Source organism: Streptomyces sp. NPDC006610, assembly GCF_040611575.1.
Lineage (GTDB): Bacteria > Actinomycetota > Actinomycetes > Streptomycetales > Streptomycetaceae > Streptomyces.
This window is the reverse complement of the sequence record NZ_JBEXOP010000005.1, coordinates 1-19,153: the sequence shown is the minus strand read 5'-3', so window position 1 is coordinate 19,153 and position 19,153 is coordinate 1. Positions and strand designations below refer to the sequence as shown.

Sequence of the window (19,153 nt, the reverse complement as noted above, 5' to 3'; positions counted from 1 at the left end):
GTTCGGTCGGCTCCTTAAAGCGACTCAGGCGTGCTCTGCGATCAGCTCGCGGGCCGCGTCGAGGTCGTCGGGGGTCTTCAGGGCGAGCGTCCTGACGCCGGGCAGGGCGCGCTTGGCGAGGCCGGTCAGGGTGCCGCCGGGGCACACCTCCAGCAGCGCGGTCGCGCCCAGTTCCTGGAAGGTCCGCATGCACAGGTCCCAGCGGACCGGGTTGGCGACCTGCCCGACGAGCCGCTCGACCACCTCGGCGCCGCCGGTCACGACCTGCCCGTCCCGGTTGGAGACGTAGGGGACCTTCGGGTCGGCGGGCGTCAGCTCCCCGGCGGCCGCGGCCAGCGTGTCCACCGCGGGCGCCATGTGGTGCGTGTGGAACGCGCCGGCGACCTTGAGGGCGACGACCTTGCGGACGCCCTCGGGCTTGTCGTCGTTCAGCGCCTCAAGCTGCTCCAGCGTGCCGGCGGCCACGATCTGACCGGCGCCGTTGACGTTGGCCGCGGTCAGGCCGAGCCGCTCCAGGTGCGGGACGGTGACCTCGGGGTCGCCGCCGAGCAGCGCCGCCATGCCCGTCCGCGTGACGCCGGCGGCCTCGGCCATGGCCAGGCCCCGCTTGCGTACGAGGGTCAGCGCGGCGGTGTCGTCCAGGACCCCGGCGAACTGCGCGGCGGTGATCTCGCCGACGCTGTGGCCCGCGACGGCGCCCGGTGTGATGGCACCGAGTGCCGTCGCCGAGAGGATCCCGGCGGCGACGAGGAGCGGCTGCGCGACGGCGGTGTCGCGGATCTCGTCCGCGTCGGCCTTGGTGCCGAAGTGGGCGAGGTCCAGTCCGACGGCGTCCGACCACGCGGCGACGCGGTCGGCGGCGCCGGGCAGTTCGAGCCAGGGGGTCAGGAAGCCGGGCGTCTGGGCGCCCTGGCCGGGAGCGACGAGTACGAGCACTCTCACACTCTCTCTTGCAGACGGGCACGGCCGCCCGTGAGGACAAGGACGAAGAACACCAGGGGGTTTTGTGGGCCCCCGACAAAAGCCTAGGTCTGAGGGTCACCGTCGGTGAGACGTCCCAGGATCAGCGCGATCCGCAGCGTGAACGCGGATCGAACGTCGGACGGCGACCATCCGGTGACATCAGTCACACGTCGAAGCCGGTAGCGCACGGTGTTGGGATGCACGAACAGCATCCGTGCGGCCCCTTCCAGACTGCTGGCCTGTTCAAGATAGACGCTGAGCGTCTCCAGCAGCGCGGAACCGGCCTCTTCCAGCGGTCTGTAGATCTCCTCCACCAACTGCTCCCGCGCGCCGGGGTCGCCCGCCATCGCGCGCTCGGGCAGCAGGTCGTCGGCCAGCACCGGCCGGGGGGCGTCCTGCCAGGCCGCGCACGCCTTGAGGCCGGCCGCCGCGGCCTGCGCGGACCGGGTCGCGGCGAGCAGGTCGGGCACCACCGGCCCGGCGACCACCGGCCCCGCGGCGAACGGTCCGATCAGCGACTTCGCCACGGCCAGCGGATTGTCGCTGCCGCCCGCGATCACCACGAGACGGCTGCCGAGCACCCCGGTCAGCACCTGGAGCTTGGCGTGCCGGGCCGCCCGCCGGATGGCCTCCACCGTCAGCTCCGAGTCCCCGTCCGGCGCCGTGCCCAGCACCACGCACACATGCTCCGGGGAGTTCCAGCCCAGCGCGGCGGCCCGCGACACGGCCCCCTCGTCGGCCTCCCCGCTCAGCACCGCGTTCACCACCAGTGACTCCAGCCGCGCGTCCCAGGCGCCGCGTGCCTCGGCGGCCTGCGCGTACACCTGGGCGGTGGCGAAGGCGATCTCCCGGGCGTACACCAGCAGCGCCTCGCGCAGCAGGTTCTCGTCGCCCGGGGCGGCGACCTCCTCGATCGCGCTCTCCATCACCTCGATCGTCGTGCGCACCATCTCCACGGTCTGGCGCAGCGTGATCGCCCGCGTCAGCTCGCGCGGCGCGGTGCCGAAGACGTCGGTGGAGATGGCCTGCGGGGCGTCCGGGCGGCGGAACCACTCGGTGAAGGCGGCGATGCCGGCCTGCGCGACCAGCCCGATCCAGGAACGGTTCTCCGGAGGCATGGCCCGGTACCACGGCAGCGTCTCGTCCATCCGCGCGATGGCCTGGGCGGCGAGACTCCCGGAGGACTTCTCCAGCCGTTTCAGGGTCGCGGCATGGGGATGCGCGGGGGGCGCGGCGGCGTCGGGCTTGCGGCGTACGGGTTCGGGCACGGGGACAAGACTGCCTTATCCGGACGGGCGTACGTGCCGCCGGGTCGCGCAGTCGGACGGCCGGGCCGTCTACGGTGGGTTCCGTGATGGACGTACGGCGCGCCGACGAGCGCTACCCAGGCGGCGACCCGGAGGCCGGAATCGCCTCCCGGCACGCCTTCTCCTTCGGCCCGCACTACGACCCCGGCAATCTGCGCTTCGGCGCGCTGATCGCCTGCAACGAGGAGCGGCTCGCCCCCGGCGCCGGCTTCGACGAGCACCCGCACAGCCACACCGAGATCGTCACCTGGGTCGTGGAGGGGGAGCTGACGCACCGCGACTCCCTCGGCCGCGAGACCGTCGTGCGCCACGGCGACCTGCAGCGGCTCAGCGCGGCGTCCGGCGTCCGGCACGTCGAGCGCAACGACGGGACCGCGCCGCTGACCTTCGTGCAGATGTGGCTGGCCCCGGGCGAGCCCGGCGGCGACCCGGCCTACGAGGTCGTCCACGGCATCGCCGACGCCACCCCGTACGCCGTCCCGGAGGCCGGCGCGATGCTGCACGTGCGCCGGCTGGCCCCGGGCGAACGCACGGCGGTGCCGGACGCGGCCCATGTGTACGTCCATGTCGTACGCGGCGAGGTGCGCCTGGACGACGCGGTGCTGGGCCCGGGGGACGCGGCCCGCATCACGGACGCGAAGGACGTGGCCGCGGTCGGCGTCTCGGAGGCGGAGCTGCTGCTGTGGGAGATGTCGGCGACCGGCTAGCCGCGGGCCTCCGCCAGCACCGCGTCCGTGAACGGCGGCCACGCCTCGACCGCCCACGGCCCGAAGGCCCGGTCGGTCAGGGCGACGCAGGCCAGACCGGCGGCGGGGTCGATCCACAGGAACGTACCGGACTGGCCGAAGTGGCCGAAGGTGCGCGGCGAGGACGAAGCGCCCGTCCAGTGCGGGGACTTGGAGCCGCGGATCTCGAAGCCGAGCCCCCAGTCGTTGGGGTTCTGGTGGCCGTAGCCCGGCAGGACGCCCTTCGTGCCCGGGTACTGCACCGTCATCGCCCCGGCCACGGTCCGCGGGTCCAGCAGACGCGGCGCCTGCACCTCGGCGGCGAACCGCAGCAGGTCGTCCACCGTGGAGACGCCGTCCTTGGCGGGGGAGCCGTCCAGGGTGGTCGAGGTCATGCCGAGCGGCTCCAGCACCGCCTGGCGCGCGTATTCGGCGAACGGCATGCCGGCGGCCCTGGCGATGTGGTCGCCGAGCTGCTCGAAACCGGCGTTGGAGTACAGCCGGCGCTCACCGGCCGGCGCGGTGGTGCGGTGCTCGTCGAAGGCCAGCCCCGAGGTGTGGGCGAGCAGATGACGGACCGTCGATCCCGCCGGCCCGGCAGGCTCGTCCAGTTCGACGGCGCCCTCCTCGTAGGCGACCAGCGCCGCGTACGCCGCGAGCGGCTTGGTCACCGACGCGAGAGGAAAGCGCCGACCGGCCGGACCGTGGGTGCCGAGCACGGCGCCGTCGGCGCGTACGACACCCGCGGCGGCGGCGGGCACCGGCCAGTCATCGATCAACGCGAGGCTCTTCAGCGACATGCGGCCGAGCCTACGCCCTGCCGTTCTCCCGCCGCCCGCCGCCTCGGACGCTTGCTTGGAGCGCACTCCAAGGCCCTAGCGTGGGGGCCATGACGGTGATGGAGACCACGGCCACCGAGACCGACACGTGTGCCGGACCGCCCCCGAACGACCGGCGTCCGGACGGACAGGACAAGTACACCATCAGCGAGGTCGCCGCTCTCACCGGCCTCACGGCGCACACCCTGCGCTGGTACGAGCGCATCGGTCTGATGCCGCACATCGACCGGTCCCACACCGGCCAGCGCCGCTACACCAACCGCGACCTCGACTGGCTCGCCCTCGTCGGCAAACTCCGGCTCACCGGCATGCCGGTCGCCGACATGGTCCGCTACGCCGAACTGGTGCGCGCCGGCGACCACACCTACGCCGACCGCCTGGACCTGCTGAAGGCCACCCGGCAGGACGTGCTGGCGAGGATCGCCGAACTCCGGGGCACGCTCGCCGTGCTCGACCGGAAGATCGATTTCTATGCGGACGCCGGGACGGCCCCGGCGTCGGAGAGGGCACGATGACGAACGGCGCAATCGGCACGGTCCGACTGGGCGCGGACGGCCCCGAGGTCGGTGTGCAGGGCCTCGGCTGCATGGGCATGAGCTTCGCCTACGGGCCGTCCGACGCCGAGGAGTCGCGGGCCACCCTGGAACGCGCGCTCGAACTGGGCGTCACCTTCTACGACACCGCCGACGCGTACGGCGCCGGCGAGAACGAGCGCTTTCTCGCTCCGTTCCTCAAGGCGCACCGCGACGAGGTGGTCGTCGCCACCAAGTTCGCCCTGTCGATCCCGCCGGACGAGCCGACCCGGCGCATCACCCGCAACGACCCGCCGTACATCCGCGCGTGCGTGGAGGAGAGCCTGCGCCGGCTGGAGGTCGACGTGATCGACCTCTACTACATGCACCGCCGGGACGTGAACGTGCCCATCGAGGAGACGGTCGGCGTGATGGCCGAGCTGGTCGCCGAGGGCAAGGTCAAGCACCTCGGACTGAGCGAGGTGACGGCCGGGGAGCTGCGGGCGGCGCAGTCCGTGCACCCGATCGCGGCGCTCCAGTCGGAGTGGTCGCTGTTCAGCCGGGACATCGAGGACCGGGTGGTGCCGGCCGCGCGCGAGCTGGGCGTGGCCCTGGTGCCGTACTCGCCGCTCGGCCGGGGATTCCTCACCGGGTCCTTCACCGACGCGGGCAATGAGCTGACGGAGCGGGACGTCCGCCGCACCATGCCGCGCTTCAGCGGCGAGAACGCACAGGTCAACGCGGCCCTGCTGGAGCCCGTCCGGGACGTCGCCGCGGCGCACGGCGCGACCTCGGGCCAGATCGCCCTGGCGTGGGTCCAGCAGCAGGCCGCGGTGCACGGCCTGCCCGTGGTCCCGATCCCGGGCACCCGCAGGCCCGCCCGGGTGGAGGAGAACACCGCGGCGACGGTGATCGAGCTGACGGCGGACGAGCTGGCCGTGCTGGAGCCGATCGCCGCGAAGGTCGCGGGCACGCGCTACGCGGACATGGCCTTCACCTCGGCGGGCCGGGAGTGACCGCAGCCCGGGTGATCACAGCTCGGCCAGCAGTTCGGCCTTCTTCGAGGAGAACTCCTCGTCCGTGACCAGCCCGGCCTGGTGCAGCTCGCCGAGGTGCCGGATCCGCTCGGCGATGTCCGCGGGGTCGCGTCGCGGGCGCGCGGACATCGCCGGCACCGCGGGCCCGGCCGAGCGCACCGCGGCCAGCACCGCCGCGGCGAACGGCAGCGACTCGTGCACCGGACCGTAGCCCAGCCCGAACACCACGGCCGCCGGATCCTGGTCGGGCTGCGCGGGCGCGTCCCCGTCGTCGCGGCGCAGCAGCCGCAGATGCCCCTCGAACAGTTCGGGGGAGCGCCACTCCACGCCGCTGAGGCCGGCGACCGGGAACGTCTGGTCGCCGGCCTTCCACTTCGCCGACGACGCGCCCGTCCAGAACCAGCGGAACGACACCGCCGTGCCGTCGAAGGACGCCTTGCCGTCGTACGCCTTGAACTGCAGCGGCGTCCCGGGCGCCGCGACCAGATGGCGGTCGGCGGGGCCGGACTCGGTCAGCCGGGACCGCAGTTCGTCGGCGTAGTACTCGGCGAGCACCTCGCGCTCGGCCGGCAGCACCAGGCGGTACGGGTCGCAGTTCTCCTTGAGCTGTCCGGCCGCCGCCTCCAGCAGCGGATCGGCGCCGGGGCGCGGCTCGGCGCGCAGCACGACGGTCCCGCGGCGGCCCGGCGTCAGGGTCACGCCCTGCAGCGCCGCCAGCGGCACGCGGCGCTCCCCGAGCGCCTGGAACAGCTTGGGTGTCCGAATCCCCCGTTCATAGCGGATGAGCACGGAGTCGGACTCGAACTCCCAGGCGGCGTGAAAGCCTGCCAGTACGTCACCCATGCGGCTCATCGTATGCGGCACGCGCTCTTTCGTCCCCTCCCTGCGCAAACCGGAGTTTCCGCTCCTCTACGCGCGTCCGGGCGTCGTGGCACCGGACAAACCCGCCCGGCACGTGCCGGTGCCGTCCGCGCAGTCGACGGCGTGATAGGCGCCCACGCCGATCTCGGCGAGGTTGGCCACGCTGTCCGTGCCCGGCTCGAAATAGCCGGTGTGCCCGTGTGCGCCGCGCGCCGACAGCACCCGCGCGCCGAACGCCCCGGACACCGGGTCGGCGCCGTGGCCGAGGCCGCCCAGCTCCAGGTACGGCACGTCCTCGATCCAGTCGTCGGCGTCCCGCATCGCCCACACCTGCGCCCCGGTGCGCAGGTCGGCGGCCTTCTCTGCGCGCATTCCGGGGCTGCCGGCCACCGCGACGTCGGTCACCCGGGACGGCAGCGCGGGCGCGGCGACCCCGCAGACGACGGAGCCGTAGCTGTGGCAGAACAGCGAGACCGGCGCGCGGCCGGGCAGCGCGCGCACCAGCGCGTCGAGCCGAACGGCGCCCTGCTGGGCGCGCCCGGCCGTGGCCGCGTCCATGCCGATGCCGCTGGGCGCGGTGTAGTCGGCCCAGGCGATCACGGCGGTGCGGGTGGACGGGCTCGCGGCGCGCTGGGCGGCGTACAGCGACTGCGCCATGCCGACCGGGGCGGCGTAGCGGCGGTTGGTGCGCTGGAAGGTGAGCAGGTCGGTGTCGACGCCGGGGACGACGACGGAGACCCGCTCGGCCCGGTGCAGGTCGCCGAGGACCTCGGCGACGCGGCCCGCGCCGTCCGGGTCGAAGGCGAGGATCTGCCGGCCGGTTCTCAGCAGGGATTCCAGTCGGTGCATACGGCGGCCCGCCGTGTGCTGCCCGGCCGGGCTGAGGCGGTCGTCGTGCATGCGGTCGCGCTCGACCTCACGGGCCTGGCGCAGCGCGATGCGGTTGGCGCGGTACCGCAGGGAGAGGGGCGCCCCGTTCATGTTGCCCACGGCGAGCGGGTAGCGGCGGGCCAGGTGACCGCGCTGGGCCGCGGTGAGCGAGGCGAAGAACCGGGCCAGCCGGGCGGGGGCCGCGTCCGGGTCGGGCAGCGGGCGCCCGCCGATGCGACCGTCCTCCCAGGCGCTGAGGGAGGCCTGGAGCGGGCTCTCGGAACGCTGGCCCCGCAGCGCGGTCCAGCCCGTGGTCGTCAGCATCACGAACACCACGGCCAGCGCGAGCAGTGCGCGCCAGACGCCGAGCGGAGGAGAGGTGTCGAAGGAAGTCACTGGGAGGACACACTAGGAGAACGGGAGGGTCTCGCGCGGCACCAGTGACGCGGATCACGTTTCGACGGTCGATCGCCAGTTTCCCGCCAAGGCCGGGCCGATATGGTCGAGGTGGGCCGCCGTCAGGTCGCGCATCGCGTCCAGGCTGAGGTCGCCGCGGGCGCTCCACTGCCGCTCGGTGACGCGCAGGACTCCGCCGAACAGGGCCACCGCGACGCGCGGGCGCGGATCGGCGTCCACGTCGAGCCCTTCGCGCCGTGCGATCAGCCGGGCGATCTCCTCCTCCGTCTCCGCCGAGCGGCGCAGATGGGCGGCGAGCAGCACGGGCGTGGACTCCACCAGCCGGTACATCCGCAGGTACAAGTCGACCGGGACGACGTCCTCGATGGCCTCGCTGATCCGGTCCCAGCCGTCGAGCACCGCCCGCCGCAGGGCCTCCAGCGGCGGCTCGTGCGGGGGGCGGGAGTGCAGGGCCCGCAGGAAGTGCGCCACGGAGAGGTCGTGCAGGGCGAGGGCCGCCTCGTCCTTGCCGGCGAAGTAGCGGAAGAAGGTGCGCTGCGAGACGTCGACGGCGGCGGCGATCTCGTCCACGGTGGTGCGGTCGTAGCCCTGGGAGGTGAACAGTTCGACGGCGGCGCGCACCAGTGCGTCGCGCGTGCGCTGCTTCTTGCGCTCACGCAGGCCCACGGTTTCCATGGCGTCCATCCGGCCCCTCGTTCGGAACGATTCTCCCTGATCAGGCTATAGGCGAATGACGTGGCAGTTACCGACTTGTGAATCGGTTTGTCAATTGTCAGAGGCTGTCACTAGCCTCGAACGCATGACTAGTCAGACCACCACAGACGCCACGGGGTCGGGGGACAAGGCGGCAGCCCCGTCGGTGTCGGCGCCCGAGGCCGAGGGCCTGCGCGGCCACCCCTGGTTCACCCTCATAACCGTCGCCGTCGGCGTCATGATGGTGGCGCTCGACGGCACCATCGTGGCCATCGCCAACCCTGCCATCCAGAAGGACCTGGGCGCCACGTTCGCCGAGGTGCAGTGGATCACCAACGGCTACTTCCTGGCCCTCGCGGTCTCCCTGATCACCGCCGGCAAGCTCGGCGACCGCTTCGGGCACCGGCAGACCTTCCTCATCGGCGTGGTGGGCTTCGCCGCCGCCTCCGGCGCGATCGGCCTGTCCAGCAGCATCGGCCTCGTCGTCGCCTTCCGGGTGCTGCAGGGTCTGTTCGGCGCGCTGCTGATGCCGGCCGCGCTCGGTCTGCTGCGGGCCACGTTCCCCGCCGAGAAGCTCAACATGGCCATCGGCATCTGGGGCATGGTCATCGGCGCCTCCACCGCCGGCGGCCCGATCCTCGGCGGCGTTCTCGTCGAGCACGTCAACTGGCAGTCGGTGTTCTTCATCAACGTGCCGGTCGGCGTCCTCGCCGTCGTCCTCGGGGCGCTGATCCTGCTGGACCACCGCGCCGAGAACGCCCCGCGCTCCTTCGACCTCCTCGGCATCGCGCTGCTGTCGGCCGCGATGTTCTGCCTGGTCTGGGCGCTCATCAAGGCGCCCGAGTGGGGCTGGGGCGACGGCCAGACCTGGACGTTCCTCGTCGCGTCCGTGGTGCTCTTCGGGCTCTTCGCGTTCTGGGAGACGAAGGTCAAGGAGCCGCTGATCCCGCTCGCGCTGTTCCGCTCGGTCCCGCTCTCGGCGGGTGTGGTGCTGATGGTCCTGATGGCCATCGCGTTCATGGGCGGCCTCTTCTTCGTGACGTTCTACCTCCAGAACGTGCACGGCATGGGCCCGATCGACGCCGGCCTCCACCTCCTCCCGCTCACCGGCATGATGATCGTCGGCTCGCCGCTGGCGGGCGCCATGATCACCAAGTTCGGCCCGCGGGTGCCGCTGGCGGGCGGCATGGCGCTCACCGCCATCGCCATGTACGGCATGTCCACGCTGGAGACGGACACCGGCAGCGGCATCATGTCCGTCTGGTTCGCCCTGCTGGGCCTCGGCCTCGCGCCGGTCATGGTCGGCGCCACCGAGGTCATCGTCGGCAACGCGCCCATGGAGCTGTCCGGTGTCGCCGGCGGCCTCCAGCAGGCCGCGATGCAGATCGGCGGCAGCCTCGGCACCGCCGTGCTCGGCGCCGTCATGGCCTCCAAGGTCGACAGCGACCTGGCCGGCAACTGGACGGACGCGGGGCTCCCGGCAATGACGCCGGCTCAGGAGGCGATGGCCTCCGAGGCGGTGCAGGTGGGTGTGCCCCCGGTGGACGCGCAGACGCCGCCGGAGATCGCCGCGAAGATCACGGACGTCGCCCACGACACCTTCATCTCCGGCATGAGCCTGGCGTCGCTGGTCGCCGCCGGGGTCGCGGCGGCGGCGGTGCTGGTGGCGTTCTTGACCAAGCGCGGCGAGAACGCCGGGGCGGGAGCGGGCGCGGCGCACATCTGACGCCCGGACGCCTTCCGGTCGCCGTTCCCCCGTCAGGGTGACAGCAGGGCGGACCGCTGCCAACGGGCACATTCCCGTGGCACGTTCGTACGGCGACACGCCGCCCCGGAGCCGCGGCGCGCTGCCGGAGGGGGGCGGCGCGCCGCGGCCGCGGGGATTGACACGCGATACGGGGGTACCCGCACTTCTGACCGAACGGCCCGAATACTCCAGGGAGTTGATGATGGCGGGCTTCGGACAGGGAACGCGCAGGTACCCCCGCTCACGCGGCCGGACGTGGCAACGGAGCGGGCCGGATCGCGCGACGCTCGGGATGGTGGGCGCCATCTGCGCGGTCGCCGGGTTCTTCGTGCTGGAGATCATCCTCGGACCCGTGGCGATGGTGTGCGGCTGGCTGGCGATGGGCCGCACCTGGACGGGCACCCGCTCGGTGCCGGCCCTGGTGGCCGTCGTCCTGGGCGCGATCGACACCCTCCTTGCCCTCATCTGGCTGGCAGGGCCGGCCTCCCCGGGCGCGGGCATGTTCTGACCGGGGGGATTCCAAGAGGGCCTCGGCACGCTGCCGGGGCCTTCTGGCGCGCCGTCCGCGCCGCGCGGGGTTACTTCTGCCGTCCCCCGCGGGGTCGCTGGACCCGGCCGCCGTCAATCCCCCGTACGGACCCCGTCCCGCTCACGGACCGGGAGGCCGGCGGGCCCGGACAGGGCCGCCACCTCCGCCCGCAGGGCGCGGACCTCCGCCGTCAGCGCCTGGATCGCCTCCGTCTGGCGCCGTTCCTCCGCGTCGTCCTGCTGGAAGCGGGCGATGAACCACGCCGCGATGTTGGCCGTGACGACACCCAGCAGGGCGATGCCCGACAGCATCAGGCCCACCGCGAGCAGGCGGCCCACGCCCGTGGTGGGGGCGTGGTCGCCGTAGCCGACGGTCGTCATCGTCGTGAACGACCACCACACCGCGTCATCCAGCGTCCGGATGTTCCCGCCCGGCGCGTCCCGTTCCACCGACAGCACCGCCAGCGAGCCGAACATCAGCAGGCCCACCACCGAGCCGACCACATACGTCGTCAGCCGGATCTGCGAGGCCATCCGCGCCCGCCGCCCCACCAGCAGCAGCGTCGACACCAGCCGCAGCAGCCGCAACGGCTGGATCAGCGGCAGCAGCACCGCGCACAGGTCCAGCCAGTTGCGGCGGACGAAGTCCCGGCGTGCGGGCGCCAGCCACAGCCGTACCAGGTAGTCGACAGCGAACGCGCCCCACACCACCCACTCGACGATCCAGCAGGCCCGGGTGACGGACGCGCTCGGCGAGCCGTCGACGATCGGGATCGCGTAGGCGACGGCGAACACCACGGCCAGCGCCAGCAGCGGCCGTTGTGTGCGCCGTTCCCACCGGACCTGCGCGGAGTGCACCTTCATGCCCGCATCGTAGGGCCCTACGCGTCGCCCCCCGCCGGGCCCGGGTCGGCCGCCGCGACGTCCAGGAGCTGGTAGCGGTCGATCGCCTGCTTCAGCGCCGAACGGTCCACCTTGCCCTCACGGGCCAGCTCGGTCAGCACCGCCAGCACGATCGACTGCGCGTCGATGTGGAAGAACCGCCGCGCCGCCCCCCGGGTGTCCGCGAAGCCGAAGCCGTCCGCGCCCAGCGACCGGTACGTCCCCGGCACCCAGCGCGCGATCTGGTCCGGCACCGCCCGCATCCAGTCCGACACCGCCACGAACGGCCCCTCGGCCCCGGCCAGCTTCCGGGTCACGTACGGCACCCGCTGCTCCTCCTCGGGGTGCAGCAGGTTGTACTCCTCGCAGGCCACCGCGTCGCGCCGCAGTTCGTTCCAGGAGGTCGCCGACCAGACGTCCGCCCGGACGTTCCACTCCTCGGCGAGGATCCGCTGCGCCTCCACCGCCCACGGCACCGCGACCCCGGACGCCATGATCTGCGCCGGGATCGAGCCGGCCGTGCCCGCGCTGAAGCGGTGGACGCCCTTGAGGATGCCCTCCACGTCCGCGTCCTGCGGCTCGGCGGGGTGCTGGATGGGCTCGTTGTAGACGGTGAGGTAGTAGAAGACGTCCTCGCTGTCCGGCCCGTACATCCGGCGCAGCCCGTCCCGCACGATGTGCGCGATCTCGAAGCCGAACGCCGGGTCGTAGGCCACGCACGCCGGGTTCGTCGACGCCAGCAGCTGGGAGTGGCCGTCCGCGTGCTGCAGCCCCTCACCGGTCAGCGTCGTACGCCCGGCGGTCGCCCCCAGCACGAAACCGCGCGCCAGCTGGTCGGCCATCTGCCAGAACTGGTCGCCCGTGCGCTGGAAACCGAACATCGAGTAGAAGACGTACACCGGGATCAGCGGCTCGCCGTGCGTGGCGTACGCCGAGCCCGCCGCGATCAGCGACGCCGTGCAGCCGGCCTCGGAGATGCCGTCGTGCAGCATCTGCCCGGTCGGCGACTCCTTGTAGGCGAGCAGCAGCTCGCGGTCCACGGCCTCGTACTGCTGACCCAGCGGGTTGTAGATCTTCGCGCTCGGGAAGAAGGAGTCCATGCCGAACGTGCGGTACTCGTCCGGCGCGATCAGCACGAACCGCCGGCCCAGTTCCTTGTCCCGCATCAGGTCCTTCAGCAGTCGCACGAACGCCATCGTCGTCGCGATGGACTGCTGGCCCGAGCCCTTCTTCACGGTCGCGTACGTCTTGTCGTCCGGCAGCGGCAGCGGCTTCGCGCGCACGACGCGCGTCGGGACGTACCCGCCGAGCGCCCTGCGGCGGTCGTGCATGTACTGGATCTCCGCCGAGTCCCGGCCCGGGTGGTAGTACGGCGGCAGGCCGGACTCCAGGTCCTTGTCGGAGATCGGCAGGTGCAGCCGGTCCCGGAAGCGCTTGAGGTCGTCGACCGTCAGCTTCTTCATCTGGTGCGTGGCGTTGCGGCCCTCGAAGTTCGGGCCCAGCGTCCACCCCTTGACCGTCTTGGCCAGGATGACCGTCGGCTGCCCCTTGTGCTCGACCGCCGCCTTGTACGCCGCGTAGATCTTCCGGTGGTCGTGCCCGCCGCGCCCCAGGTGCAGGATCTGGTCGTCGGTCATGTTCTCGACCATCGCGCGCAGCCGCTGGTCGTCGCCGAAGAAGTGCTCGCGGATGTAGGCGCCCGACTCGGTGGCGTACGTCTGGAACTGGCCGTCCGGCGTGGTGTTCATCCGGTTCACCAGCAGGCCGTCGCGGTCCTGGGCGAGCAGCGGGTCCCAGGTGCGGTCCCAGATCAGCTTGATGACGTTCCAGCCGGCGCCCCGGAAGACCGACTCCAGCTCCTGGATCACCTTGCCGTTGCCGCGCACCGGCCCGTCCAGGCGCTGCAGGTTGCAGTTGACGACGAAGGTGAGGTTGTCCAGGCCCTCGCGCGCGGCGATCGTCAGCTGGCCCAGCGACTCGGGCTCGTCCATCTCGCCGTCGCCGAGGAACGCCCACACGTGCGACTTCGACGTGTCGGCGATGCCGCGCGCGTGCATGTAGCGGTTCATCCGCGCCTGGTAGATCGCGCCGATCGGGCCGAGCCCCATCGACACGGTCGGGAACTCCCAGAAGTCCGGCATCGAACGCGGGTGCGGGTACGAGGACAGCGCGTACGGCGCCTTCGACTTCTCCTGGCGGAACCCGTCCAGATGCCGCTCGGACAGCCGGTCCAGCAGGAACGCGCGGGCGTAGATGCCGGGCGAGGCGTGGCCCTGGAAGAAGATCTGGTCGCCGCCGTCGCCCTCGTCCTTGCCGCGGAAGAAGTGGTTGAAGCCCACGTCGTACAGCGACGCCGAGGACGCGAACGTGGCGATGTGGCCGCCGACCCCGATGCCGGGACGCTGGGCGCGCGAGACCATCACCGCGGCGTTCCAGCGGGTGGCGTTGAGGATCTTGCGCTCGATCTCCTCGTTGCCCGGGAAGAACGGCTCGGCCCGGGTGGGGATCGTGTTCACGTAGTCCGTGCTGCGCATCTCGGGCACGGCCACCCGCTTCTCGCGGGCCCGTTCGATCAGCCGCAGCATCAGGTAGCGGGCCCGCTCACGGCCGCGCTCGTCGACGGCGGCGTCGAGCGAGTCGAGCCACTCCTGCGTCTCCTCGGGGTCGAAGTCGGGAACCTGACTCGGAAGGCCGCCAATGATGATCGGATTGCGATCGGATCCGGAAGCCACGCTGTTCCTTACCTGTCGGAGGGCCGTTTCGGTGGGATGTCGCGGTTTGTCTGCACCGTCCCCCATCGTGTACCTCGGGGAGGCAAACGTCACCTCTACCGAAAGGTAACCATCGGGCGCGGGCCGGCCGCGGGGGCAAGTCCATTCGAGTCTCGTACCCTGCGATGATTCCCAAACGCACAAACGGGGCAGAAAGGTGTGGTGTGTGTCACCAGTGCTCCCGGCGGCATGCCTGGAGTTGCGGCGACACGGCCCGGATCGTCACTGTTTCGGCGGTCCGAACCGCCGGGTACTTGCGCGATCCGTCCCGCCCGTGTGGACTACGGCCAATGCTTCGCGCACGCGCGTGGCTGAGTTATTCCCAAAGACATGATCAGGAGGCAACCCGTGAGCGCGACCGCGGACCACGCGGAGGAGCGGACGAACCCTGCCGCCAGGCTGGGGTTCCAGCCCGGGCAGGTGGTCCAGGAGATCGGCTACGACGACGACGTCGACCAGGAGCTCCGCGAGGCCATTGAGGAAGCCATCGAGGGCGACCTCATGGACGAGGACTACGACGACGTGGCCGACGCCGTTGTGCTGTGGTTCCGTGACGACGACGGCGACCTGACGGATGCGCTGGTGGATGCCACCACGTACATCGAGGAGGGCGGCGCGATCCTGCTCCTGACGCCGAAGACCGGCCGTTCGGGATACGTGGAGCCGAGCGACATCTCGGAAGCCGCGACGACGGCGGGTCTGACCGCGTCCAAGAGCGTCAGCGTCGGCAAGGACTGGAGCGGCAGCCGGCTGGCGACGCCCAAGGCCGCGAAGTCCAAGCGGTGACCGTACGTTGAACGGCGGACGGGCCGGTCCGCACCGGCCCGTCCGCGAGCCCTCGGTGATCGCTGCGTAGGGTGGACTCCCACCCGAACAGCCCACCGAAGGGATGCAGGACACCATGGCGATCCAGGCCGGCGACAAGGCGCCCGACTTCGAACTGAAGGACAACCACGGGCGCACGGTACGGCTCTCGGACTTCCGCGGCGACAAGAACGTGGTGCTGCTCTTCTACCCGTTCGCCTTCACCGGCGTGTGCACCGGCGAGCTGTGCGAGGTCCGGGACAACCTGCCGAAGTTCTCCGACCGCGACACCCAGGTGCTCGCCGTCTCCAACGACTCCATCCACACCCTGCGCGTCTTCGCCGAGCAGGAGGGCCTGGAGTACCCCCTGCTGTCCGACTTCTGGCCGCACGGCGAGACCTCGCGCGCCTACGGCGTCTTCGACGAGGACAAGGGCTGCGCCCTGCGCGGCACCTTCGTCATCGACAAGGAGGGCGTCGTGCGCTGGACCGTCGTCAACGGCCTCCCGGACGCCCGGGACCTCGGCGACTACGTCAAGGCGCTCGACACCCTGTGATTGTCGGGCCCCAGGCCCTGCGGGGCCCGGGAACCCCTCACTAGGATCGACTCGTTCGATCCGGTAACTGACCGATGCCAAGCACGACGGGGCTTCCCGCCCCTGGACACCAATGGAGGACTCGTGGGAGTCAGCCTCAGCAAGGGCGGCAACGTATCGCTGACCAAGGAGGCCCCCGGCCTGACCGCGGTCATCGTCGGACTGGGGTGGGACGTGCGCACCACGACCGGCACGGACTTCGACCTGGACGCCAGCGCGCTGCTGCTGAACAGCGCCGGCAAGGTCGCCAGTGACGCGCACTTCATCTTCTTCAACAACCTCAAGAGCCCGGACGGCTCGGTCGAGCACACCGGTGACAACCTCACCGGTGAGGGCGAGGGCGACGACGAGCAGATCAAGGTCAACCTCGCCGCGGTCCCGGCCGACGTGGAGAAGATCGTCTTCCCGGTCTCCATCTACGACGCCGAGAACCGCCAGCAGTCCTTCGGCCAGGTGCGCAACGCGTTCATCCGCGTCGTGAACCAGGCCGGCGGCGCCGAGCTCGCCCGTTACGACCTCAGCGAGGACGCCTCGACGGAGACCGCCATGGTCTTCGGCGAGCTCTACCGGCACGGCGCGGAGTGGAAGTTCCGCGCCATCGGCCAGGGCTACGCCTCGGGCCTGCGCGGCATCGCGCAGGACTTCGGCGTGAACGTCTGAGCGAGCGGCACCGCTCGACCGGACATCCCGTTCCCCGAGCACCCCGCCGAGTTCACCGAGCACCCCGCTCAACCGAACACCCCGCTCCACCGTCCGGCGCCGCACGGTTTGCGTGCGGCGCCGGATGCGCAGACAACCCAAGAAGCAGTGCCAGGGCAGCACCAGGGGAGGACAGCATCATGGGTGTCACGCTCGCCAAGGGAGGCAACGTCTCCCTGTCCAAGGCCGCGCCGAATCTCACGCAGGTGATGATCGGACTCGGCTGGGACGCCCGCTCCACCACCGGAGCCCCCTTCGACCTCGACGCCAGCGCCCTGGTGTGCAGCGCGGGCCGGGTGCTCGGTGACGAGTGGTTCATCTTCTACAACCAGCTCAAGAGCCCGGACGGCTCGGTCGAGCACACCGGCGACAACCTCACCGGCGAGGGCGACGGCGACGACGAGTCGCTGCTGATCGACCTCTCCAAGGTGCCCGCCCAGTGCGACAAGATCGTCTTCCCGGTCTCGATCCACATGGCCGACGAGCGCGGCCAGACGTTCGGCCAGGTCAGCAACGCGTTCATCCGCGTCGTCAACCAGGCCGACGGCCAGGAACTGGCCCGCTACGACCTCAGCGAGGACGCCTCCACCGAGACCGCGATGATTTTCGGCGAGGTCTACCGGTACCAGGGCGAGTGGAAGTTCCGGGCCGTTGGGCAGGGGTACGCGTCGGGACTGCGGGGCATCGCTCTAGACTTCGGGGTCAACGTTTCGTAAAGCCGGGTGCGGCGCGGGGGAGACCCGTACACCCCGTACACAAGGGATTGGGTAGCCAGTGGTTCTGAAAACCTTCGGCTGGTCGTTCGCGGTCACCGCGCTCGGCCTCGTCGCGGCGGTCTTCGTCGGGGGGTGGACCGCCTTCGGCATCGTGGCGATCCTCTCCATCCTCGAGATCTCGCTGTCCTTCGACAACGCAGTGGTCAACGCCGGAATCCTGAAGAAGATGAATGCCTTCTGGCAGAAGATCTTCCTCACCATCGGCATCCTGATCGCCGTCTTCGGCATGCGGCTGGTCTTCCCCGTCGTCATCGTCGCCGTCAGCGCCCAGATGGGACCGATCGAGGCCGTCGACCTCGCGCTCACCGACAAGGACCGCTACGAGGCACTGGTCACGGACGCCCACCCGGCGATCGCGGCGTTCGGCGGCATGTTCCTGCTGATGATCTTCCTCGACTTCATCTTCGAGGACCGGGACATCAAGTGGCTCGGCTGGCTGGAGCGCCCGCTGTCCAAGCTCGGCAAGGTCGACATGCTGTCGGTCTGCGTCGCCCTGACCGTCCTGCTGATCACCGCGATGACCTTCGCCACCCACGCCCACCTGCACGCCGGTCCCGCGAACAAGGCGGAGACGGTCCTGCTCTCCGGTGTCGCCGGCCTCATCACGTACATGATCGTCGGTGGTCTCTCCGGCTACTTCGAGGACAAGCTCGAGGAAGAGGAGGAGCGCGAGCACGAGGCCGAGGAGGAGGCCGTCCGGGCCGGCAAGCCCAAGTCCGCCGTGGCGCTGGCCGGCAAGGCCGCGTTCTTCATGTTCCTCTACCTGGAGGTCCTGGACGCGTCCTTCTCCTTCGACGGCGTCATCGGCGCCTTCGCCATCACCAACGACATCGTGCTGATGGCGCTCGGCCTCGGCATCGGCGCCATGTACGTCCGGTCGCTCACGGTCTACCTGGTCCGCCAGGGCACCCTGGACGACTACGTCTACCTGGAGCACGGCGCGCACTACGCGATCGGCGCCCTCGCGGTGATCCTGCTGATCACCATCCAGTACCAGATCTCCGAGATCATCACCGGCCTGATCGGCGTCGTCCTGATCGCCGCCTCCTTCTGGTCCTCCGTGCGCCGCAACCGCGCGCTCGCGGCGGCCGAGGGCGGCTCCGGGGACAAGACCGAGGTCTCCTCCGGGGTGTGACGCCCCTCCCGGCGAGGAACGCTCTGAGCGGGGCGGCCGTCGAGCACGACAGTGTCTCCTCGGGCCGCCCCGCTCGTTTTGTCACAGGACCGGAAGGTGGGGGCGGGGAATGGGCTTGCTGGACGGGCTCAGAGGCGCACGCGCGGCCCAGTTCGACTCGGGCGGCACGGCCTCGAACGCGATCGAACTGACCAAGCGGCGCGGCCAGGTGTCGCTCACCAAACAGGGGGCGGAGACCGGCCACCTGCGGATCAACCTGGCCTGGCGGATGCGCAGCTCCGACATCGGCGGACCGCAGCGGGAGAGCCTGCTGCGCCACCCGCTTCGGGCGCTGAAGCCGCCGGAGGTCATGGGGCACAGCCAGAGCATGGTCAACGTCGACCTCGACCTGGGCTGCCTGTACGAGCTGCAGGACGGCACCAAGGGCGTCGTCCAGCCCCTCGGCGGCCTCCTCGGCGACGTCAACGCGCCGCCGTACGTGAAGCTCAGCGGCGACGACCGGTTCGGCTCCGGGTCGGGCGAGACGATGTACGTCAACCTGGACCACCGGGAGGCCATCAAGCGCCTGCTGGTCTTCGTGTACATCTACGACCAGACCCCGGCCTTCGACCGCACGCACGCCGTCGTCACGCTCTACCCGGGCAACGGCCCGCGCATCGAGATCGGCCTCGACGAACGCCATCCGCAGGCCCGCTCCTGCGCGGTCGTGATGATCGAGAACGTCAAGAACGAGATCCTGGTGCGCCGCGAGGTGAAGTTCGTCTACGGCTTCCAGGCCGAGCTGGACCGCCTGTACGGGTGGGGGCTCCAGTGGGGCCGGGGACACAAGACGAAGACGCAGCGCTGACGCCTTCCCCTCTGCGGGGCGCCGTGCTGCGGCGGCCGCGGGACGCGCAGGGCGCTGACGGCCCGGCCGGCCCGGGCGGCAGCGCCCCAGGAACAGGGGTGCCAGGGGGGGGCGGGGGGAGGGGGGGGCCCGGGGGGGCGCCGGG

19 protein-coding genes are annotated in these 19,153 nt (G+C 71.3%); 11 read left to right on the top strand and 8 right to left on the bottom strand.

Going from position 1 to position 19,153, the window contains the following annotated elements; genetic code table 11:
• Nucleotides 1–24: 24 nt before the first annotated feature.
• Together ABZY13_RS05685 and fasR are read right to left on the bottom strand one after the other, a co-directional pair.
• Nucleotides 25–936, bottom strand: a complete 912-nt coding sequence (locus ABZY13_RS05685) for an ACP S-malonyltransferase (protein WP_356627591.1) — start codon at nt 934–936, stop codon at nt 25–27.
• Nucleotides 937–1,025: 89 nt separating this feature from the next.
• The gene (gene fasR / locus ABZY13_RS05680; protein WP_356627590.1) at nt 1,026–2,231 is read right to left on the bottom strand and encodes a fatty acid biosynthesis transcriptional regulator FasR; all 1,206 of its coding nucleotides are present in this window, start codon (nt 2,229–2,231) and stop codon (nt 1,026–1,028) included.
• Between the two features lie 86 nt (nt 2,232–2,317).
• Here fasR and ABZY13_RS05675 point away from each other — a divergent pair, with 86 nt between their 5' ends.
• Nucleotides 2,318–2,977, top strand: a complete 660-nt coding sequence (locus ABZY13_RS05675) for a pirin family protein (protein WP_356627762.1) — start codon at nt 2,318–2,320, stop codon at nt 2,975–2,977.
• On the opposite strand, the gene ABZY13_RS05670 is transcribed toward ABZY13_RS05675, so the two are convergent.
• Nucleotides 2,974–3,795: a serine hydrolase domain-containing protein gene (locus tag ABZY13_RS05670; protein WP_356627589.1), complete on the bottom strand. Its 822-nt coding sequence runs from the start codon at nt 3,793–3,795 to the stop codon at nt 2,974–2,976. The two genes, ABZY13_RS05675 and ABZY13_RS05670, sit on opposite strands and share 4 nt — an antisense overlap.
• A gap of 89 nt (nt 3,796–3,884) precedes the next feature.
• Between ABZY13_RS05670 and ABZY13_RS05665 the strand changes: the two genes are divergently transcribed.
• The gene (locus ABZY13_RS05665) at nt 3,885–4,349 is read left to right on the top strand and encodes a MerR family transcriptional regulator (protein ID WP_356627588.1); all 465 of its coding nucleotides are present in this window, start codon (nt 3,885–3,887) and stop codon (nt 4,347–4,349) included.
• Entirely contained in the window at nt 4,346–5,362 is a 1,017-nt protein-coding gene (locus tag ABZY13_RS05660; protein ID WP_356627587.1) for an aldo/keto reductase, read from the top strand. The genes ABZY13_RS05665 and ABZY13_RS05660 overlap by 4 nt, the downstream gene beginning before the upstream one ends.
• Nucleotides 5,363–5,377: 15 nt before the next feature.
• Here the strand turns inward: ABZY13_RS05660 and ABZY13_RS05655 are convergent, their stop codons facing one another.
• The 3 genes from ABZY13_RS05655 to ABZY13_RS05645 form a co-directional block, all read right to left on the bottom strand.
• Nucleotides 5,378–6,226: a DUF4429 domain-containing protein gene (locus ABZY13_RS05655; protein WP_356627586.1), complete on the bottom strand. Its 849-nt coding sequence runs from the start codon at nt 6,224–6,226 to the stop codon at nt 5,378–5,380.
• A 66-nt stretch (nt 6,227–6,292) separates the two neighbouring features.
• Nucleotides 6,293–7,510 carry an alpha/beta hydrolase gene (locus ABZY13_RS05650; RefSeq protein ID WP_356627585.1) on the bottom strand — a complete coding sequence of 406 codons (1,218 nt, stop codon included), beginning with the start codon at nt 7,508–7,510 and terminating at the stop codon, nt 6,293–6,295.
• Nucleotides 7,511–7,564: 54 nt separating this feature from the next.
• The gene (locus ABZY13_RS05645; RefSeq protein ID WP_356627761.1) at nt 7,565–8,206 is read right to left on the bottom strand and encodes a TetR family transcriptional regulator; all 642 of its coding nucleotides are present in this window, start codon (nt 8,204–8,206) and stop codon (nt 7,565–7,567) included.
• A 124-nt stretch (nt 8,207–8,330) separates the two neighbouring features.
• Here ABZY13_RS05645 and ABZY13_RS05640 point away from each other — a divergent pair, with 124 nt between their 5' ends.
• Nucleotides 8,331–9,950, top strand: a complete 1,620-nt coding sequence (locus tag ABZY13_RS05640; RefSeq protein WP_356627584.1) for an MFS transporter — start codon at nt 8,331–8,333, stop codon at nt 9,948–9,950.
• A 220-nt stretch (nt 9,951–10,170) separates the two neighbouring features.
• Nucleotides 10,171–10,479, top strand: a complete 309-nt coding sequence (locus tag ABZY13_RS05635; RefSeq protein WP_356627583.1) for a small hydrophobic protein — start codon at nt 10,171–10,173, stop codon at nt 10,477–10,479.
• 113 nt (nt 10,480–10,592) lie between these two features.
• On the opposite strand, the gene ABZY13_RS05630 is transcribed toward ABZY13_RS05635, so the two are convergent.
• Nucleotides 10,593–11,363, bottom strand: coding sequence for an ion channel (locus ABZY13_RS05630; protein ID WP_356627582.1), 771 nt, complete (start codon nt 11,361–11,363; stop codon nt 10,593–10,595).
• Nucleotides 11,364–11,380: 17 nt separating this feature from the next.
• A complete protein-coding gene (gene aceE, locus ABZY13_RS05625; RefSeq protein ID WP_356627581.1) occupies nt 11,381–14,113 on the bottom strand; it encodes a pyruvate dehydrogenase (acetyl-transferring), homodimeric type in 2,733 nt (910 codons plus the stop codon).
• Between the two features lie 387 nt (nt 14,114–14,500).
• Here aceE and ABZY13_RS05620 point away from each other — a divergent pair, with 387 nt between their 5' ends.
• From ABZY13_RS05620 to ABZY13_RS05595, 6 genes are all read left to right on the top strand, one after another.
• Nucleotides 14,501–14,938, top strand: a complete 438-nt coding sequence (locus ABZY13_RS05620) for a DUF3052 domain-containing protein (protein WP_167529716.1) — start codon at nt 14,501–14,503, stop codon at nt 14,936–14,938.
• A 115-nt stretch (nt 14,939–15,053) separates the two neighbouring features.
• Entirely contained in the window at nt 15,054–15,512 is a 459-nt protein-coding gene (locus ABZY13_RS05615) for a peroxiredoxin (RefSeq protein ID WP_356627580.1), read from the top strand.
• A 123-nt stretch (nt 15,513–15,635) separates the two neighbouring features.
• Nucleotides 15,636–16,211, top strand: coding sequence for a calcium homeostasis/redox stress adaptation protein (locus ABZY13_RS05610; protein WP_356627579.1), 576 nt, complete (start codon nt 15,636–15,638; stop codon nt 16,209–16,211).
• Nucleotides 16,212–16,390: 179 nt separating this feature from the next.
• Nucleotides 16,391–16,966: a TerD family protein gene (locus ABZY13_RS05605; protein WP_356627578.1), complete on the top strand. Its 576-nt coding sequence runs from the start codon at nt 16,391–16,393 to the stop codon at nt 16,964–16,966.
• Nucleotides 16,967–17,024: 58 nt separating this feature from the next.
• A complete protein-coding gene (locus tag ABZY13_RS05600; RefSeq protein ID WP_356627577.1) occupies nt 17,025–18,161 on the top strand; it encodes a DUF475 domain-containing protein in 1,137 nt (378 codons plus the stop codon).
• Between the two features lie 109 nt (nt 18,162–18,270).
• Nucleotides 18,271–19,008: a Tellurium resistance gene (locus tag ABZY13_RS05595; protein WP_356627576.1), complete on the top strand. Its 738-nt coding sequence runs from the start codon at nt 18,271–18,273 to the stop codon at nt 19,006–19,008.
• Nucleotides 19,009–19,153: the final 145 nt, after the last annotated feature.

Excerpts from the sequence above, each read along its gene's own strand:
- ABZY13_RS05675 (WP_356627762.1), top strand. The coding sequence starts at position 2,318 with ATGGACGTACGGCGCGCCGACGAGCGCTACCCAGGCGGCGACCCGGAG.
- ABZY13_RS05670 (WP_356627589.1), bottom strand. The coding sequence starts at position 3,795 with ATGTCGCTGAAGAGCCTCGCGTTGATCGATGACTGGCCGGTGCCCGCC.
- ABZY13_RS05665 (WP_356627588.1), top strand. The coding sequence starts at position 3,885 with ATGACGGTGATGGAGACCACGGCCACCGAGACCGACACGTGTGCCGGA.
- ABZY13_RS05660 (WP_356627587.1), top strand. The coding sequence starts at position 4,346 with ATGACGAACGGCGCAATCGGCACGGTCCGACTGGGCGCGGACGGCCCC.
- ABZY13_RS05655 (WP_356627586.1), bottom strand. The coding sequence starts at position 6,226 with ATGGGTGACGTACTGGCAGGCTTTCACGCCGCCTGGGAGTTCGAGTCC.
- ABZY13_RS05645 (WP_356627761.1), bottom strand. The coding sequence starts at position 8,206 with ATGGAAACCGTGGGCCTGCGTGAGCGCAAGAAGCAGCGCACGCGCGAC.
- ABZY13_RS05640 (WP_356627584.1), top strand. The coding sequence starts at position 8,331 with ATGACTAGTCAGACCACCACAGACGCCACGGGGTCGGGGGACAAGGCG.
- ABZY13_RS05635 (WP_356627583.1), top strand. The coding sequence starts at position 10,171 with ATGATGGCGGGCTTCGGACAGGGAACGCGCAGGTACCCCCGCTCACGC.
- ABZY13_RS05630 (WP_356627582.1), bottom strand. The coding sequence starts at position 11,363 with ATGAAGGTGCACTCCGCGCAGGTCCGGTGGGAACGGCGCACACAACGG.
- ABZY13_RS05615 (WP_356627580.1), top strand. The coding sequence starts at position 15,054 with ATGGCGATCCAGGCCGGCGACAAGGCGCCCGACTTCGAACTGAAGGAC.
- ABZY13_RS05605 (WP_356627578.1), top strand. The coding sequence starts at position 16,391 with ATGGGTGTCACGCTCGCCAAGGGAGGCAACGTCTCCCTGTCCAAGGCC.
- ABZY13_RS05595 (WP_356627576.1), top strand. The coding sequence starts at position 18,271 with ATGGGCTTGCTGGACGGGCTCAGAGGCGCACGCGCGGCCCAGTTCGAC.